Annotated in this window: 12 protein-coding genes; 11 read left to right on the top strand and 1 reads right to left on the bottom strand. The window is 43.3% G+C overall.

Annotated features, from left to right (window positions below; translation table 11 throughout):
- Positions 1–154 precede the first annotated feature (154 nt).
- The 5 genes from H144_RS0128435 to H144_RS0128410 all read left to right on the top strand — a co-directional run bounded on the left by H144_RS0128435 (position 155) and on the right by H144_RS0128410 (position 9,135).
- Positions 155–4,555 carry a hypothetical protein gene (locus H144_RS0128435; RefSeq protein ID WP_019945526.1) on the top strand — a complete coding sequence of 1,467 codons (4,401 nt, stop codon included), beginning with the start codon at positions 155–157 and terminating at the stop codon, positions 4,553–4,555.
- Positions 4,556–5,526: 971 nt separating this feature from the next.
- A complete protein-coding gene (locus tag H144_RS0128430; RefSeq protein WP_019945525.1) occupies positions 5,527–6,318 on the top strand; it encodes a hypothetical protein in 792 nt (263 codons plus the stop codon).
- A gap of 656 nt (positions 6,319–6,974) precedes the next feature.
- Entirely contained in the window at positions 6,975–7,784 is an 810-nt protein-coding gene (locus H144_RS0128420) for a sensor histidine kinase (protein WP_019945523.1), read from the top strand.
- A gap of 292 nt (positions 7,785–8,076) precedes the next feature.
- On the top strand, positions 8,077–8,718 hold the full coding sequence (locus H144_RS0128415) for a response regulator (RefSeq protein ID WP_026351066.1): 642 nt from the start codon (positions 8,077–8,079) through the stop codon (positions 8,716–8,718).
- A gap of 30 nt (positions 8,719–8,748) precedes the next feature.
- Positions 8,749–9,135: a hypothetical protein gene (locus tag H144_RS0128410; RefSeq protein WP_019945521.1), complete on the top strand. Its 387-nt coding sequence runs from the start codon at positions 8,749–8,751 to the stop codon at positions 9,133–9,135.
- Between the two features lie 14 nt (positions 9,136–9,149).
- Here H144_RS0128410 and H144_RS0128405 read toward each other — a convergent pair whose 3' ends face one another.
- Positions 9,150–11,102 (bottom strand): tetratricopeptide repeat-containing sensor histidine kinase, encoded by a 1,953-nt coding sequence (locus H144_RS0128405; RefSeq protein ID WP_019945520.1) that lies wholly within the window; start codon positions 11,100–11,102, stop codon positions 9,150–9,152.
- A gap of 174 nt (positions 11,103–11,276) precedes the next feature.
- Between H144_RS0128405 and H144_RS32730 the strand changes: the two genes are divergently transcribed.
- The 6 genes from H144_RS32730 to H144_RS34105 all read left to right on the top strand — a co-directional run.
- A complete protein-coding gene (locus H144_RS32730) occupies positions 11,277–12,794 on the top strand; it encodes a peroxidase family protein (protein ID WP_157505227.1) in 1,518 nt (505 codons plus the stop codon).
- A 60-nt stretch (positions 12,795–12,854) separates the two neighbouring features.
- Positions 12,855–14,051, top strand: coding sequence for a hypothetical protein (locus H144_RS0128395; protein WP_019945518.1), 1,197 nt, complete (start codon positions 12,855–12,857; stop codon positions 14,049–14,051).
- On the top strand, positions 14,048–15,121 hold the full coding sequence (locus H144_RS0128390; RefSeq protein WP_019945517.1) for a S8 family peptidase: 1,074 nt from the start codon (positions 14,048–14,050) through the stop codon (positions 15,119–15,121). Before H144_RS0128395 ends, H144_RS0128390 begins: the two co-directional genes overlap by 4 nt.
- On the top strand, positions 15,118–16,173 hold the full coding sequence (locus H144_RS0128385; RefSeq protein WP_019945516.1) for a hypothetical protein: 1,056 nt from the start codon (positions 15,118–15,120) through the stop codon (positions 16,171–16,173). Before H144_RS0128390 ends, H144_RS0128385 begins: the two co-directional genes overlap by 4 nt.
- Before the next feature lie 115 nt (positions 16,174–16,288).
- Positions 16,289–18,871 (top strand): hypothetical protein, encoded by a 2,583-nt coding sequence (locus tag H144_RS0128380; RefSeq protein WP_019945515.1) that lies wholly within the window; start codon positions 16,289–16,291, stop codon positions 18,869–18,871.
- A 670-nt stretch (positions 18,872–19,541) separates the two neighbouring features.
- Positions 19,542–19,659: transposase (locus H144_RS34105; RefSeq protein ID WP_157505242.1), on the top strand; the 118-nt coding region annotated here is incomplete at its 3' end.

Raw genomic sequence — 19,659 nt, 5'->3', positions numbered from 1 at the left:
TGTACAAATGTTTTTGCTTACCAAAAACGATTGCCGTCAAGCTAGACAGAATTTCTTTGTACCGCTTAATAAGTTCTGCGTACGCAAAATTTCTTGAAAGAAAGTATCGGTTAAATTGGATGAACACTTTAACCCTTCGAACTTCCTCTTAACTATGCAGAAATCCCTTGAAAACTCCCCGCCGTCCACCTACATATTGGATGTTGCTATCGAGATGCATTCCAAATTTACATTTGACAATCTCCCGCATGCCGGTAGTGAGGATAAAAATTTTTACAAACCTTATATCGGTAGAGGTGAGCTTCACGATAAATTTGTCCAAATGCTGGAAGCGGGTAAGGGAGTCTTTCTGGTTACGGGCTATCGTGGGATGGGTAAGACAAGTTTCGTTAACAGGACATTGAAAATGTTCAATAATGCTCACTATAAGAAAGACAAATTGAACGAGATCAAAATCACAATTGCCCAGAAACAGCCGAGGGAAATCGATATTTTAATCTTAATGGTTGCGGGAGTGAGAGAAAAATGCCAGGAGTTTTATGGCCTGGAAAAAAAGTCAAAGATAAAGTCTCTACTTGGTACATTTTTAAAAATTTCGAGCATATCATTTTTAGGATTGTTTCTCTTTTTCGTCTATTATATTAAAGATGCAAAAGACATTCTTCACACGTCTCGGCAAGGGGGAGAGTTATCGATAATCTCCGTATTGCTTTTAAAAATACTTTTGAGCTTCTTTGTGCTTCTTTTAATTGTGCTCGTTATCTGTGTGTTGGCGTATGATTGGCTTGAACTGCCGGTCGCTTGGAGTCGCATAGACGAACTTTTCAAAAGGTGTTACGCTTCCACCTCATTTGAACAAAATGATGCACAGGAAATCAGTTTAGAGTCGCTTAGTACAAAAATTGGATTTTCTGGGAAAAGGAAAACTGAGGTGTATCAAATTGCTTCTTCTAAGGAAATCGAGAAGGAATTAAGTCAAATTATTGAATTAATTGAGGATATGAAGTTCGTTTTCGTGTTTGACGAACTGGATAAAGTTGATATTCCAGGTGAAGGTCAGATGGTAGACCATAATCTTGCATCCACTTCGTCGCACAGCAATGATAGTGCCTATTACGATGAACTTCGTGCTCGTAAACGTGCTATTCAGCAAATCATAGCAGGTTTGAAAAATTTTCTTACTACTACCAAGTCAGTTTTTGTTTTTATTGCGGGACGGGAAATGTATGAGGCCTCGCTTGCTGACGTGGCCGACCGGCAGTCTTCAATAGGTAGTATCTTTAGCTATGTTTTTTATATTGAAAGTTTGCTAAAAGAAGACATTCCTGGAACATCTTCCCTTAGCGCTGGGATCGAGCAATATCTCCTTGATCTCATCAATCCTGAGACGGATACTTGGCTGGCGGATAATGGTGAGAGAGACCTTTACAAACCACATTTTGACAATTATAATGATGCACTGAAAAAATCTGATGCAGCTCTCAAAATCAATATTTTATTGCAAAATTTTGTTATTTATCTGACTTACCGGAGTAACGGGTCTCCCAAAAAATTAATTAAATTGATACATGAGTTTATCAGAGTTAAGCAACTTGATTTCGATGACAAAAGAATATTGATCCGACATCAGTCAAGTCCAGAAGCTACCATTACTGAAAAAAAGAACTATTTGTACTTCGATTACCGTCAACAACAACGAATTGGTTTTATCAGCTATCTATACAGGCCGTTCTTAGTGAAGTATGGGAATAGTTTTAAACAGTATAGTGATAATCTTGTTGTTTCTACATCGTATCTTTTCGATCACATTTTTAAATTTCACCCGTTTGCATTTTCCAGATCTCATCTAGAACTGATGCCCGAGGTGTTGTCGGCAAATAAGACCCCCGCTTTGCGGGATCACATTAAGAAAATTATCGACTACTTATCTATAAACCACATAAAAGAGACGGAGGTCGGCCTATTCGAGTACAAATTTTATAGTAAAACAGTAAATGAAATCGTATTCCTGTCAAAAACCTTTGAAGAGGAGTCAGCAGCTTTCAACTTTACCCTAGATGAGTCGTTCGTCATCAAACATCAGGTGAGGGCTAAGTTGAAGGAGTTAAGAGATGCATATGGAAAACTGACTGATGGAGGTAATTCGAACAGAATTATTTCATCAATTAACTTCTTGAATGGAATGTTGGGCGACCTGCATTTCTTCGATCAAGAATATGATGACGCAATCATTGCATATTCTGATGCGATTGAAGCAATCCCTCACGGCGATTTTAACAAGCTCGATTTACAGAGTTTTCTATTGCTTCAAAAATTCAAACTCAAGCTTGGCTTAACATACGAGAAAATTAATTCATTTGAAGAGTCGCTAGCACTTTATTCGGGCGCTGTTGCGGATTCAAAGGCATTTGTTCGTGAGACATTAAATGGCTCCTTGGCAAAACATCATAAAGCGTCTAACGTCCATACGCGGTTGGAGGGCCCAAAGTCATTTTTTCCAACTTCGGTCAATTCGGCGTTGAGCGATGTATTGCAGGTAGTTAATCAGGCATTTTTGTCTGAGATGGTGTTACAAGAGAAGATGGGTGTCGAGGGTATAACAGCTATCAAAAGTGGGATTACGATTGGAGGATTTCTTCAGCTTGCAGAGGGTATCGGTAAAATCGTTGGTCGGAACGATACGATAATCTCTAATTTCTACCTGGCTATAGGAAATTTGTTGTATTTAAAGAATAGCGTTAAAGGCTTTGAATGGATGAATTGGAAAGGGCCAAGGTTTATCCCGCAGCCGTATTTTGATGATTTAAATAAAGCGTTTAATGAGCAGAATCTTAAACCATATAAAACGGCTTTAGCGAGTAATCACAGAATTCCTCTTATGGCTATTCAAACCTATATTCTGGGCCTAAAGTATGTATTGGAAGGTCGCGTTAAAGATGGGTCTTTCCAAGAAAAACTGGTAGGCCTAAATTTAGAAAAAATTGTAAATATTCTAAAACCAGAAGCCATCAGACCTTTCCAAAACTCCCTATCCAAGATTCACTATAAGTATATTGCCATATACTTTTCACATATCGGCGACTGCATGCTGAGCATGCTAAAGCATTTAAAAACAAAATCGGATGGCTTTCAAATTGCAGACGTTCTGGATGTCACTCAGCTTGAGAAGTTAGCGACGGGTATGAAGGCGTACGAGATTAGCAAGGTATTTCGAGAAAGGCAACGTGAGTTCGTTACAGATAGTCAATGGATAAGGCTTCAATATGAAAAGCTTAGTATCGATCACAAAGATGAAACCGTGCCTGATATAAGCCAGATGATTGATGTCGTCAAAGACGCACTTTACGAAAATAAAAGCGATAATTTCGAAAGACTTTGGGCGCTTAGGAGGGAACTAGAGGAGATGATTTCTTTTCATAGTATAGTAAGTTTCTATTATTTGTCCGGGTACTATTTCAATCTGTGTAGCAGGCCTCGAAGCCATAGTTTTCAGCTGAGAAAAATTTTGTATTTGGTTAGGCTTGTTATCAGCGAAAACCAGGAAAACGCAGAGCATAGCCAATATTTGGTAACTACCTTGGAAAAAAGCATCGTCAGGCGAATACTCGATCTCGCCTCACAAACATCTGAGTTCTCTGATATCCATGACTTCCATAAGTTTAAGGACAAACTTGCGGACAAGCACTCTGTTCAGGAACTTAAAGGATCGGCAGTCGAGGAAGCCGAGGCGGTCAAGGAAAACTTAACAGGTCGTAATGACATCGAAAAAGAAGAATTCGGCGAAAAGCTTGTTAAGAACTGGAAGATTCGGAACAGCTTGTCCAATGCACCGGACACTCGCGAAGCAATCATTCTCTTGGCACATATCAAACTACGACTCTTGGGAGAAGAAAACGAAACTTTAGTTAATGGGATTATCATGCCTGGATATCCGGTAGCTACGCAATATCAACGACTCCTTGAGTTGACGTATGCTGCCAAATTATATGAGAAGAATTTGGAAGTCTCTAATCAGTATGATGAGCTTACCAGTTTTGAGCATAGTGTCGCATATCTCCATGCATTAATCAGCATCATTCAAATTATGGAAGTCTATGACAATGACTATGTTGTAGGAAATAGCTTTTTAGCTTATCATCATTACAGGCTAGCCGAGTACTTTACATTTGAGACTGGCAGGGGAATTAACAAATTTGGTATTAAACGTGTTCAGGCAGAAAATATAAAGAATACGGTGTTGGATAAATATTCGATTGAAAAAAAGTCCTATACGTTATTTGATAAGGATTATAATTACGAATTGGCGGCGCTACTGTACGACAAGGCTAACAAATTACATTCAGCGGGCGACGATTACAAAAAATCAATACATGACATAGTCTATTTGGAAGACGACTTGAATGATGCCGCATACCATTTTGGTGCCGCTATGGATCGCTATCTTTTAATTAATGGTAAATTAGAGGATCTGCGTGAGAAATGCCTGAGAGTACGGAACTTGAAAAGTAGTGGTCATTACGAGGAGATCAACATCAAAAATCTAAAAGCTCTGTAATACGCGACTCCAGAGATTCAATTTATCGCGTAGTGTCGAGAGCTTTCACGAGAGTTACTGACACCGACCGGCGGCGGGAAAGGTTACGATGCGTAAAATGCCTGAAGTGATCGAAATATTAAGCTACTGTGACAGCGTTGCTTGCTTTGTGGCTTAATTTTGAGGCTCTTGCTGCGGAATTGTTCTTGGGAAGATATCTTGACGTAGCTTGGAGAGTATCTGCTTAATAATAAGTTTCCAATGGGAAACATCGGACACCTAGTTGTCCACTTATACCTGACCGTTTGAGCTGCTCTAGCAAGGTAGTGTAAAGATCGCAAAACATGGATGAACAGGTATACTTAGGACAAACATCCTCACGGACAACAACTTGAGCCATTTGTTCCAATCCCTCGCTAAAAACTCTGCTGGACATGATGTCGAAGCATTCACAAACCCCATTTAAACGCATTAAATGGGCTTTGTACGTTTTTAAGCTGTACCAAAATATTCAAATCTCCGATAAAACAGTAGCGTTTCGTGGAAGTAAGAAAATCTCAAAAAAACTTCTATACATAAGCACTTAACTAACTGTTTGGCAACTTGTTCACGTGCTAGAAGACTGACATTCCGTCCAGGATACCCATACAACCAATGGCGCTGGAAATTATGGAGAAGTTTGAGAATCATCCGAAATGCGAGAATGAAAATCGAGTGCTGCCGGTCGTAGCACATGAGTAAAGCATTTAATATCCAATAATTTTTGCAGGACTATTATGGTCAACGAATTGAGTCCTCTCCTTTTCGAAGCGTTTTCATCCTCTGGCATGTGGAAAGCAAAAGCACTAATTGGCAACATCCTCATTGCGAATCAATCCCCTGTTAGATACTTGTTAAGCTACTTATTTAACGGTTAATATCTCCACCAGTAAAAAAGTTTTCTACTGCCTTATGTTACCGCAAAGTAAGTTGAACATTTAAACCTCTAAATCATGGACCAACCTCAATCTGATTCGAACATTGCAAAGCAAAATGAAGCTTACGTTGAAAAAAGCCTTCCGTTTAGCTATAAAACAAACGGCCTGGACTATTTCTCCCTGGATGGATTTCGGGAAAGAGAACTTGAAGTTTACATAAACAGGCACGAGCCAAAAGATCCTGGAAATGGTGGTAATGATCATGACCCGTATGGCACCCACATCACGCAGGTAGCGGCCAATGTGATGGTAAGAAACTACTGGCACGACGTAATAGCTCCTATACTAACGCCGCCCGATTCGGCGAACGCTCAGGATACGGACGACACCGACAAGGAAAATGTCGTACCCGGGAATCTGGCACCTGGATGGGAGGCTATTCTGAAATCCGCGTTGACAGCAGCTGATGGCCATGTTATTTTCAGTAGAGAAGTCATAAATTGGTTGCTCGCTCAACAGCATTGCGAAGGAATAAAGTTTTATTTCTGCAAAAACCACAAAGGAGAGCGTTCTTTGGCGCTTGTGGGAGTCGACCAATATAATAGCGATTTGGGAGCTACGTCTGCAAATGGATCAGTGATTCAGACGGATGATACAAAAAGATCGGCGGTGCAGGCACCGGCTGTTTTCGGACCCGAGGGTTCTGCTATAATCGAAGTTGGAGGGCCAAACAAGTTCACCTCCTTATGGGATGCTTACTCAGACATGTCGAGTGCCTATGGTGCCGAGCTGCGCGAGTTTATTCATAGTCAAGCCTGGACAAAAAGTAACGGGCAAGTACAAGACCATACAAAAGGGGAAAAATAGTAAATTGGGCTACGGATTCCGTAGCCCGGTTTATGCATGACTATATATCAGCTATTCTACCTCCTACTTTTATCGGTCAGCCTTTTAACCAGTATTTACTGCTGGAAATCCCATATAAGCCTTCGGGTATTTCCGTACTTACTGGGCACTTCACTATTCACGGAGATCTGTGTGGATGCCATGTATTTTGTTATGGACCTAAAAAAGGAATATAACATTGTTTACCATGTCTATATCCCGATAGAGTATGCGATACTGGCCTATTTTTACTATTTAAACATCAATAACCGAAAAGTCCGCACCTGCATTGCCTATTCAGTTCCATTGTATCTATTTGCCAGCATTTGCTTATCCATTTATCTCGTCCCCGTAACGGAGCATCCGGGCTTGAATTTCAACCTGTCAGGGACATTGCTTATTACATGGAGCGTCATCGCTTTGTTGAGCATTCAGCCTGTGATGAATTTCTCGATTGCTGCAACGCCGATCTTCTGGATAGCAGTCGGAGTGCTGGTCTTTCATTCCGGCATTTTTTTCTTCAATAGTGCATTCAGGCACATTCAGGCCATGAACTCCGTGTTGGCAACACAGCTCTTTACATTGATTATAAAGGGGTTAAATTATTTTCTGTATTTCAGCTTTATCATAGCCTTCCTATGCTCACAACGGATGAAGAAATATATATTGCTGTAGTGTCAAGCGCTCTCTTGATGGTTTTGCTTGCGTTGGTCGTAATCATCGCCATTGTGAAATATCAAAACAGACAGAGATCGCATATGCAGGAGGTAAGCGACATCACCAACCAATACCAGCGGGAGATTCTAAAAGCACAGCTTGAAATGCAAGAGCAGACTTTCCGGTACATTTCAGAAGAGATCCACGACAATATCGGGCAACTGCTGACCATCGTTCGTATCAACCTGAGTATGATAGGCGAAGTTAAGCATGTGGATAGCGATGTAGTAACCGTCACCAAAAAGTTGCTCGATGACGCGACAAGCGGGCTTAGAGGCTTGTCCAGAAGGCTCAATGCGGAATTCGTGGGTCAGCAACCCTTCTCGAACTCTCTGCGACTACATTTGAATTTGATTGAGGCTGCCGGTATCCACCGCGTGAGCCTGGAATTGCATGGAGAGGAAACGGAATTTGAGCCCGGCGTAAAGGTCATAGTTTTCCGGATCGTCCAGGAAGCTTTAAACAATATATTAAAGCACGCCGATGCCCATACGATTTCAATAGCATTGATGTACTTCCCCCAGGAGACCGTCCTCCGTATCAGAGACGATGGACAAGGCTTCGATGCTTCCAAGCTGAATGGAACCGATCGACAAAAAATGGGGGTCGGCACTCACACAATGCATTATCGTGCAAACCTTATCGGCGCTCAATTCAGTATTGAAAGCAAACAGGGCGCGGGTACATTGGTCCAAATGACACTACCGGCAAACCGAACAGCCGCGATGTAATGCATCCTGACCACACACGTATATAAACATGGGTTACTCCTCATAAGGCTTGCTGCTTTCCAAGCTATTAATGAGAAATATGCTTTATTGGATTTTTTGAGTACGTTGTAAACGATATCCTTGGATTCTAGGATGCAAAATCGTGAGAACAGGGGATTTTGATCGGAGATGCTATTACCGACCTTTGTATTGTCTGAAAGGGAAATGAGGCGCCCGGTCAATAGTTAAAGCCGCACTGCCGTTTAGCAGCTGCCAGAGCGTAATGTTAAACGTTGCCATTAAACATCCCATTATGCGAATACTTATTGCGGAAGACCACAAGATATTACTGGAAAGTCTGGCACTTTTGATGTCAAGCATAAAAGATGTGGAAGTCGTGTCGACACATACAAATGGTCGGCAAGTACTGGTAGCCCTTGAAACAACGCAGGACATAGACATTGTCGTTTCAGACCTGCAGATGCCCATCATGGGTGGTATCGAACTGGCGCTGCAGATGAGGCAGCAGTTTCCCGATGTAAGGATCTGCCTGCTCACGGTGGCTGACCGGCCAGAGGCCGTGAAGGAAGCAATTTTAGCAGGGGCCGATGGTTATGTTTTAAAGAGCGCTGAAAAAAGTGAACTTGAAACCGCTCTGCACACAATTGTTCAGGGTAACAAGTTTTACAGCCCCGAGGTCCTTATGCTGCTGGCAAAAGACACTGGAATTGAGTTTTCACCGGAGACAGATAAGCCCCAGAAGATTGCAATCACACCTCGCGAGCTGGACGTCCTGAAATTGATTGCCCAGGAGTATTCTGGTACTCAGATAGCCGAGAAGCTCTTTATCAGCTCTACCACTGTGGAAACGCATAGGAAGCATCTTATGCAAAAGTTAGGCGTTCAAACCACGGTCGGGCTGGTGAAGTACGCGATAAAGTACAACTTGATTTAAATAAACCTTTCCACCTAATCCAAAAATCAGATGTCGACAGAAACAGTAAAGTATGTTCGCCTTCAGGGCAATGCTAATCTCGGAATAGCCGATGATGGAAGATTAACGCTGCATATGTGCCAGCCGGAACGTGTACCTCTGCCAGGTGTTGAGCCAATTTTCTTTTCTTTCATTCCCGGTACAGCCAAGGGCTCGGTCCCTTCAAATCAGGAAACTCCCAAAACACCTGCATCTGATACAAATCCCCCCCTTAGGTTTTTGAATATTGATATGCTCGTTCAGTTTAATAGGAAGGATTTCGATCGTTATCAACCGCTTTGGGATATAATCCAACCTGAACTGACGTGGGATAATGCCTGGGAACCTACTCCTGAAACGATGCCTAATATGAATCCAACAGGCCCTCCGAAACCTTAACAACTCAGCTGATATCAGACGCTCGGTAGATTCCCGGTGAAAAATTTCGTTTCAACGGGAATTTTTATTTCAAACCTCGTTCCCCTTTCCTCCTGCTGCGAACTCGTGAAAGCACCTCCTAAATGCTCCAGTCGGGCTTGAATGTTTTGCAGGCCCACTCCCCTTTTTGCATTGCTGTCAATTAGCCCGATGCCGTCGTCGGTTACGGCCAGTTCAATTTCGCAATCCGTGCGTTTCAAGCTGATCACTACCGATGAGGCGCTGGCGTGCTTAATTGCGTTGTTTATCAACTCAAGAACAATACTATACGCGTTGAATTCGATTTCTATCGGCAGACGCTGGTCCAGACCGTAGATCATCAGGGAAAATTGTATTGGAGAACTCTGATTCAGGTTAGCTACAAACGTCGCCAAGGTGGTGACAAGCCCTTTTTTTTCTAAATCGGCGGGTAAAATATTGTGGGAAATATTCCGAACCTCGGCATAGGCATTCTTTACAAGGTGCTTGATAGTTTGGTAGCTGGTCTGCTCCGTTTTAGACAAATGTTCAAAGTTGATATGCTGAATACTCATATTAACTGCGCTGAGCAGGCTGCTGAGGTTATCGTGCAATTCGATGGCCACCCGCTTACGCTCAATCGCCTGGCCTTTATACAGAGCATTCTTAATATCCTCGTTCTTCCGTATCAGCTCCTGGTTTGCGTGAAGGAGCTCGTGAGTACGTTCCTCAACCCGGCTTTCAAGCGTCTTGTTAATATTCGAAAGTTCTTCCCTGGCGATTTCAATGAGCTTCTTTTGTCCGTCAATTTGCTTGTTCTTTGCTTGTAGACGCGTATTGTTCAGAAAAAGCATGCCGGCGATCACCAAAATAAATATGATACCGGCCAGCAGTTCGTTACGCGTTCTCCGATGGGCCAGCAGCTCCGTTTCTTTATTATTGAGGTCGTTCGTTTTCTGAACATTATCATATTGTGCCTGTAACGTCTCTATCCGATGATCCGTTTTTTCTTTGGAGAGACTGTCTTTTAATGTGATAAACTTTTCATAAGCATTCAATGCGTTCGCCGGCTGGTCTATTTGCTTGTATATTTTATAAAAATTTTCAAATGCTTCCGCTTCAATGCTGCTGTTCTTGACTTTTACAGCTGCGATCTTGGCCATATTACAATATTGGAGCGCGTTTTCCCAATCCTTCTGCTTTGAATAGAGGTCACTCATATTCAACAAAATACTCCCTTGCAGATCTACGACCCCCATTTTCTGTGCGAGAACCAGCGCATCCCGGAAGTAGATAAGTCCCAGTGGTATATTGTTCATTTCCTTGTACACCCATCCGATTGCATGCAATCCCTGAGCTTCGTACCAGGCATGATTATCCTTTCTGGCGAGGTCGTACAACTGCCGGTTTACCTTCAATGCCTGATCCAGTTTTCCTTGCTGCCGAAGCACTGCTCCCTGCACATTGAGGATCGAGCACTGCACATATGAATCGGGATGCAGTTTTAGCGTTGTCAGGCCTAGTTCGCAAAACCTGATAGCTCTGTTAAATTCCCCCAAACTCGTGTAGGCGTGTGCCAGCCATCCGTACGACGCGGCCATACGGGTGTATTGCTTCAATTTCTCAGCGAGAGGAAGCGCCTTGAAATGATACCTGATACTTTGGTGATAATCTCCCCGCACCTGGTATAGATATCCTGCGTACTGATAAGCGTAAATCAAATCCTTCTGTAGTCCCTGCCTTTCCGACATCTGGATCAAATGCATGTTATAATGCGAAGCGGAATCAATGTCTATATCAACATATGCACGTATCACCGCTTTCAGCGCCGAGCAATACGCTGTATCCTTCGCATACCCCTCTGGCAGGCCGCCTATTGTCTGCAACGACCTTTTCAGACTGTCAATCACCGACGTTTGGGAATATCCGGTATACGGCAAAAAAATTAAGGCGAACAACAGCTTTTTCATAGAGGAGGTCATTTAAGTAAAAATAACAAGTTATGCTCCTCTCACAAAGTTTGTCATCCTTAAATTTTAGGATACAAAATAGTATTAATCAGGGATTTAAATGGCCATCGACTCTGCCGACCTTTGAAATGCCGGACGAATTGAAATCGGTATTCACCCTAAAAAAAATCCATCGTGGAAACTACACAACCAGACGTCCCCGAAGTAAAAATAAAACGATTGGCGCACGGATTTCGAAGAACAATGTTTGGCTTCTCGCCATCCTTTGTCGAAAACAGCAGGGCCGACCGATTCGGCTATCTGTTTGATTCGAGGTCGAGTATTAGCTACACTCCCGAAAATCGAAAGTTATTGGAAGATTTGGGCCTGAATATGCTTGAAGACCCGGCAACTGCCGGGACTGAAAATAGTACGATCGAATCAGGTTACACCTATTTCGGGCAATTTGTTGACCACGACATTACCCTGGATGTCGATTCAGATATTGATGTCGCCAGAGACGCGCGAAGCTTGATTAATTACAGGACGCCGAATCTCGAGCTGGACAGCGTGTACGGAGACGGCCCGGGCGTAGATTCATTTCTGTATGATTCAGAAGGTGTTAAGCTTCTGGTTGCCGATACTGTACCGGGCGGAGCGGATAACACGATTCCGATTATGCCTTTTGATTTGCAGAGAAACATCAACGGTAAAGCAATTATAGGCGATCCGCGCAACGATGAAAACCTTTTCGTCGCACAGATGCATATGAGCATTATCAAGTTCCACAATGCAGTTGTTGATGCAATTCGCCTGGAAGAACCAGCACTCGCCCCCGACAAACTCTTTGTTAAAGCACAAACAGAAGTTCGGCGGCATTACCAATGGGTTTTGATGCACGATTATCTCAAAAAAATCATCGGCTCGGGAAGCGTTGACGAACTGCTGGCGAGCGGGCCGAAGCTGATGCCGGCTAACAAGAAGTTTTTTATGCCGGTTGAGTTTTCCGTTGCAGCATATCGGTTTGGACATAGCCAAATACGCGACAATTATCGCTTTAACCAGGTTTTTAATAATTCAGAGTTTTTTTGGGCATTTACATTCACAGGGAGAACCGTGCCAAGCGACTGGATCATCAACTGGCGAAGTTTCTTTACCGTCGATGGTATACCCGCGGAAAATATGGCGCGCAAAATAGACACGAGGGTTGCGTTCAGCATGGGGCAATTGCCCGGCTCCGCACCGGGAGGTTCATTCTTTGCAACCTTGTCTTCCAGAAACCTGGTTAGAAGTATCGCCCTGAAAGTAGGTACAGGAAAAGCGATTGCAAAGAAATTGGGGATTACACCGCTGACTGACGAGGAATTGCTGAGGTCACCTTTTGCAAACCCAACCCCGAACCAGGTGCAACTTCACGAACGCACCACTGAAATTCTCCGCTCCAACAACAACCTCCTTTTAAAAAGGACGCCGCTCTGGTATTACGTGTTGAAAGAAGCAGAGGTTATGAACCAGGGAAATCAGCTGGGACCGGTTGGGGGTTCAATTGTGGGCGAAGTATTCATTCGGCTCCTGAAACAAAGCAAAGATTCATTCTTAAACGACCCTGACTGGCGACCACGATTTGGTGTGACTGATGGCGATCCGAATTCGTTCAGGATTGTCGATTTACTCAGGTTTGCTGGAACGCTGAATATTCCCGGGATTCATTAAGTGCTTCCGCGTATCTGATTTAAACTTCCTTCCTCTCTCGAACTCCTAAACCTGATAATTATGGCTGATAATGTTGCAATCAATGTCGTAATTGGCTTGATATTCATATATCTTCTTTATAGTCTGCTAGCGACCGTAATAGGCGAAATAATTTCAAAGTATCTTGGAATAAGGGCGCTAAATCTAAAAGAAGCAGTCAATCGAATGCTTGTAGATAGCGAGCCCGAAACGTTCTGGCCCAGATTTAAAGATTCTCTTAACATTCTGAAAAATCCCAAAAACAGAATTATAGAAAAATTCTACAATAATCCGGAAATCAAATACTTGGGCAGTACGGGAATTTTCAGCACGCCTTCGACATTCAAGGCCACGAGTTTTTCTCGAACGCTGTTATATGAGTTAAATGGCAGTGGCCATCTAAATGCAAATCGAATAGAAGAAGAGCTCAAACGGCTAACTCAATTCGACAATTCCGGCTCCGAAAAACAAGGTGTAGCCAATGCGGATGACCAAACGCTGGATGTACAATCGGCCCATTTCGTTTTAAGTCTTTTCTACGACTCCAACGGCGATCTACGGAAATTCCGAACTCATTTGGAAGCCTGGTTCGACCGAACTATGGAGCAATCTACTGAATGGTACAAAAGGAAAATACAACTAGTACTCTTTACCGTAGGTTTTTTCATGGCATGGATATTCAATGCTGGCACCTTCACCATCATCAACAAGCTCACGATAGATAAAGATGCCAGGGAACAGCTGGTTAACATGGCGGAAGCATACATTCAGAATAAAAGCAATCCTGCCGGTTCACAAGAACAATATCTAAAACAACAACAGTCTATTGACACATTGCTAGCAATAAAAAGTAAGTTGGATATAGATGTTCAAAAAGCAAACAATATTCTGGGAGTAGGTAGCTGGCTCCCGGACAGGGTTTATATCAAATATGATCCCAAAACACGAACGCGATCCTACCATCCACACGTAGATGAAGCATTAATACCATCGGAATATTTGAAAAAACCAATAAGTAAGCCTATCAATTTTGATTTTCAAACAAAGCTTTGCGCGTTTTTAGCATTGTTCTTTAAACATTTTTGGGGCTTTTTCATTACTGCCATCGCAATCTCACTGGGCGCTCCATTCTGGTTTGATTTACTTAATAAGGTTATGCAGCTTCGTACCTCACAGAAGCAGCCGACGGATTCAACGGAAAACACAGATTCGGTTTCACCTCTACGAAGAATAGGATGATACTCACAGCCAATGATTTCGTAAACGTAAGACTGGGAAGGCCGTCCGTTAATGCCGAAAATCCTGCTTTCCTAAGCCCAGGAAAGACAGTAAAGGCCAGAGCCCGCGTCATAGGGGACACAGTCAACCACAATAGTAAGTGGATTCTCACAGAGGAGAACGAATTTCTGAGTGAGGAAGGGTTTGTTAAAAGCCGGGAGCTGTCGAATATGCCTATATCCGTTGCCAACACAAGCAATAGCCCGCTTTTTAATGCCTTAAAAATACCCGAATTGTGGAAGATATCGATGGGCGAAGATGTAAAGATTGGCATCATAGATAATGGGGTTCACATTCCTTCGCTCGGAAATATTGTAAAACATATGAACGATCACCCGCCCCTATCGGACGTCGGCCATGGAACTACAATGGCTTGCATTATTGGTTCCCTGGATGAAGCAAATGGTAAAGTAGGGGTTGCGCCAAAAGTGTCTGGAATATATTCTTACTTTCTCAATATACAGGAAGGAATTTGCAAAATCACTGCAAATGATTTACTAGTGGCCTTGGATGCATTGAATCAACAAGGCGTAAAAGTTATCAATATGAGTTTTGCATGTAGCGAACCCACTTTTATGCCTACTGAACCAGATGCAAAAAAGCTGCAACAAAAAATTAATGAGTTAGTCAAAAATGGATGTCTGCTCATTGCCTCTTGTGGAAATGAAAGAGTGAGAACTCGTGACGTATTTCCTGCATCGTATGAAAACGTAATTTCTGTTACAGGATATATTAGTTCTGGAAATGAATTGAACAGGCAGTCGAATTATTGGCCCGGAACAAGTGTGGCACTTCCAGTAAGCAACTATTATTCAGATTTTCAGACAAAAAACTCCAACGGAACATCCAGCGCGAGCGCAATCCTTTCCGGATTTTTGGCCTGTATTTACAATCATATAGGAAGTGAAAAGCACAAAATAATAATGTCCGCGATAAGTCGACTCGATGGATTAACGGATAAAAGATTAAAAATAAATATACCCAGATTTAATACTGATTCTTTTCTTCACAATTTAAATACACTTATATGAAAACTCCTTTTCTATTTTTCGGATTGATTCTAATGTGCGGGTTGTCCCTCAATGCTCTTTCACAAGGATCTGATACAGTATTCGTCGATTTGGGAGATGATAACTATAAAGGACAGCAAATCGACCTCAACACAAAATCGTTTGTAATAATAAATAAAAAGAAGAGAGTCAATTATAAAATTTCATGGCAAAAGAGTAGAAGAGACAACACTGCATTTTCAATAGACGCACTAAAAGGTGGAGGGCAGGCCGCAGCAGATACCAGTTGTAGCAATGAGGATGTGGAGGACATCATAGATGGACTGGTAAATGCGAAAAATGAGAAGGAGGTAAAGGAATTTGTTACAAAGGCAAACCAAATTCTGCCAACACTGGCTGACGGACTTTGTAAAACCGATCTTCTTAAGGAGATATCTTACACCCGGGCGCCACTGGACTTTCCTTATGGAGGGCGGCTGTCCTACAACGAAGTCATTACGTTGACAGTCGAGCGACTGGGTCTCGATGAAAAATTAATCGATACCCGAACCTATATTTTTGAAACACCGCAAAGGGACCGTTGGCTTATCCACTATGGATTAACGTATGCCCCTAATGCCATCAGCCGGTTCTCAAAATACTATGCATTGGCAGACACAAATGCCACGAACAAATACACCATTAAAAAAGAAAACAAAAACGGACCGAAGCCTTGGGACAATATTTCCGCGACGATCAATTTTACCTATCCATTTCATGGAGATTCGAGAGATTTTGACGGTGGCTTCACGGGTGGGTTTGGTCTCAGCGCAGGATTAGAGGTGTCGGGGCATGCAGGCCTTTCGATGATCGTCGGCCAGAACATTATCCTAAGCAGCGGCATCGTGATGATACAAAAGCACAAATTGAATGGAGAGTACAAGGAAGGCGACATTGTTAAGACCAACCTCAATTTTGATGCTTTGCACACCAAAGTATGGGTCCCTGAGTTGTTTTTTACTATTGGGTACCGGTTCCCTAGTAACTTCGTCGCCGCCAAAAAGGCCAATTCCGAAGCAAAAAAAACGGAGTGACGGATTGGATATAGAATCACTCGTTGCGTAACTGTTGAAGTGACTTGGTATCCCCGCACCAAAAACACAAAAACGTTTACATACATACGTTCACCTCCCTCATTATGAATATGCTATGGGACAGCAACCAGATTTGAACGAATACCCGCAATTAACAATCGCAGATCTAGCCAAAAGCCTCAGACCTGGATGGGATTTTACAACAGACTGGCTTTGCTGGCCCCCCGACACATTTGCACTGGTTTCGATCATCATGGAACGTACCGGCTGCTACCGGCACTGCCTGATAGATTATCAGTGGTCGCGCACACCAGAATATTCACAACAAGTTCGATTTGCCGCCAGGCATTGGCTTCGCAAGACTACCGAGTTGGTAGAGGCTAAATCGGATAGAACGGTATCTGCAAATTACTTTACAACTCCCTTTAAGCAAGAGGATACCAAAATCCCTGAGAACGGCTGGCATTTTTATACGAAATCCATTGAAAAGTTCAAGGGGATTATAGATACAATTGAAGACTTTTGGAACGGGGTCGATCCTAAAACAAAGTCTTTTGTGGACCTCGAAGTACTCAGGACCATCAACGATGTGCAAGTGAAGGGTGGAACTAAAATGCCCAACGATGAGATGGCTCCGTATCGCAAGCTAACCGAGGCGCTGCTTCAGTTGCTGGCCATTGCAGATTCCGCATGCGCGGGTATAGGCTTGTTGGAGAAGGTCGCCAGTGAGTCGTCTGCTCCAACGGAGATAGTGCATTGCCTGGCAAATCTCTTGCTGACGGCAACCGGTTCGTTGAGCACCTTACCGAAATTCCATGGGGCAGTACTGCCTAAGATGCGCACTCCGCAAGGCGGAATAACCACCCGCTCGCTGTCACACCACCTGACCTTCCATACGTCGGAGGTAGAGGTTATGTGGAGAACCATTCCCTGGTACAATCACCATCAGAAAAGTATAAATGTAATCGCCGTTCCGTTTCCATTTAATATCTCGGAGGACAATTTTGAGCCGAGAAGCGAACGGTTCCAGTCTGTTCAATACTTTTCTTACCGCGCGACGATGGAGGCTGGACAGAAAGACGCATATGCCTACCTGGACGAAGTGATTGACCTTGTGTGGCGTCAGAACGAGAAATTGGATCAGATTCACATCCTGGTTTTCCCCGAGTCATCTTTGTCAGAAGAGCAATATACACACTTGAAAAACAAATTATATGAACGGCTCATTGATTCAAGCTGCAAGGAAGAAAATGCAGGCCGGCTTTACCATTTACCCTTGATTGTCGCGGGAATTTCAAAGGAAAGTGAAAACTCAAAATTGTCAAACCAACCTCATAACTATTATGACGGAGTCACGGATCATCCTTCTCACAATGAAGTCAGAATGGCTACTTTTTTTGCAGGCAAATGGTATGATGTCGCCCAGCGTAAGCATCACCGGTGGCATTTGAACCGCAACCAGCTTGTACAATATTGGCTGGCGGGGAAATTACCTTCGGAAAGGAGGTGGTTTGAGCATATATCCGTGGCCCAGCGCCGTCTGACTATCCTCGCTCCGACGGGTTGGCTTGCCCTCACGGCGCTTATATGCGAAGATTTGGCGCAACTGGAACCCGTATCGGCTATTATCAGAGGGATAGGACCTACATTTTTGATGGCCCTGCTAAGTGATGGCCCACAATTGAATAGCCGGTGGTCGGCCCGTTACGCGAACGTGCTCGCGGACGACCCGGGAACCGCCGTGTTGTCATTGACCTCGTTGGGTATGGTTAAGAGATGCAAGAGGCTAACTAATGACCTGTACATCGATCAAAGCCAGGGAGAACCCGCCAGTCACACTGTGGCGCTTTGGAAGGATATGCTGCGGGGCCAGCAGGAAATCCACCTTACAAATGGAAATCAGGCTGTTCGTTTTACGTTGTCTGCCAAATATAAAGAAGAGTTTACCCTGGATGGGCGCAGCGATGGAACGAACGCCGCTGTTTTTGAACTTGAAGGATACGAACAGTTGCCTTTGAATATCGCAGCCCAAACCAACTCAGCCAAACCTGTTAAAAACCCAACGTCACCCAAAAAGCCCGCTCCTCTCGAAGGCACCTGGCTCGATATCCGCGAGTTGACCGCTGTGCAATTTACGCTGAATAGCCTCGTAGAACTACGCGGGCGAAATTGTGACGAAATTTGTTCATGGCTTAAAGCCGAACCTGTGTCACCCGGGTCTTATCCGCAGGCCATTAAAAAAGTGCTCCAACAAATGTCGGGGGCTTTGAAAAATCCGAAACGATTTGGTATAGACGCAATGCAAGGCGGAGATAACGGTTCCTGGCCGTCAGAGGATATATCTGCCATCTATGCCGAACTTTTGATATTTTTCTCACCAGAAGAGTGCAACCGGTTTTCTGAAATATCCGATGTCAAATATTATGAGCGCTTGTTTGAAAAAACGAAAGAAAAGCTGAAATTTAATGATGCCAAATTCAACAAATCCCAGCCGGAAAGAAGGCCTCAAATTACGATTGCAAACCGAAAGTTCTATTTGGTTCCTTTCGCAATAATGCATCTCTTGCATGCGAAGATCTCAAAATGGCAACTGGAATCGGTAAACATTGCCACCACCACGGACATTAAGGACATTGTCAATCTCCGCCGAGATATCAAATACCATATGATGAAATATCAAAGCGTCAATTTCATATGATAGAGACTGGCAAAAAACGCTATTTTTCTGACATTACCGGTCCAATCACCTCCTATCCTTTTATACTAAAAGTATAAACCTGAGCTTTTTTGTCCCATTGTATCGGCGGTACCCTCCGTGTACGGCGCGAGCCTACTCTTTACGAGGAGTTAGAATGTGATGCATAATCGCTAGTCTGCCGAAATAATGGATTCGAACCCTCGGATACGAGGGATTCGAACCTAAAGTGCAGAAGAAATCAAACCATTTTTTGCCCTTAAACAGAGATTTCTTAACTTTGGACACAATACGGTTTGTTACGAATTGAAAACCAGCCAGTTAGATAAGTTTTTGCGAGGCTTTTTGAGCTAACATCGTGAATCGTGGAAGTAATTTTTGAAACCCTATAACTTACTGTTTATCAGCTCGTTAATCACCTGGTTTCAAATCCTCTCTCTGCAGAAATCAATAACAAAAAACATCAAAGCCTGCAAATCGCTGATTTGCAGGCTTTTTTTCTTCCAACCGGATGCCAAAACGGTCAGATATTCCAATATGTTGGTGAGTGACCTCCCCCCATCAAACGAGACAGCTGAAAACTAGAGATCTTCGGTGGGAAAAACAGGTCAAAATTGTAATTTGTCACTATGAAAAAGTCCGCGCGGCGTCCGCGAAATTCACCTAAGCACAAATAGCATTTGCGCTTCGACAATCAGAGACAGGCACCCGAGTCGAGGAGATATGCCGACAGCTGGGAGTTTCCCAAGCCACCTTTTTTAACTGGAACCGCGGCGGCGGACCGCAAAAAG

Origin of the sequence: Dyadobacter beijingensis DSM 21582 (assembly GCF_000382205.1) — a bacterium.
GTDB lineage: Bacteria > Bacteroidota > Bacteroidia > Cytophagales > Spirosomataceae > Dyadobacter > Dyadobacter beijingensis.
This window is presented reverse-complemented; position numbering and strand designations above follow the sequence as displayed.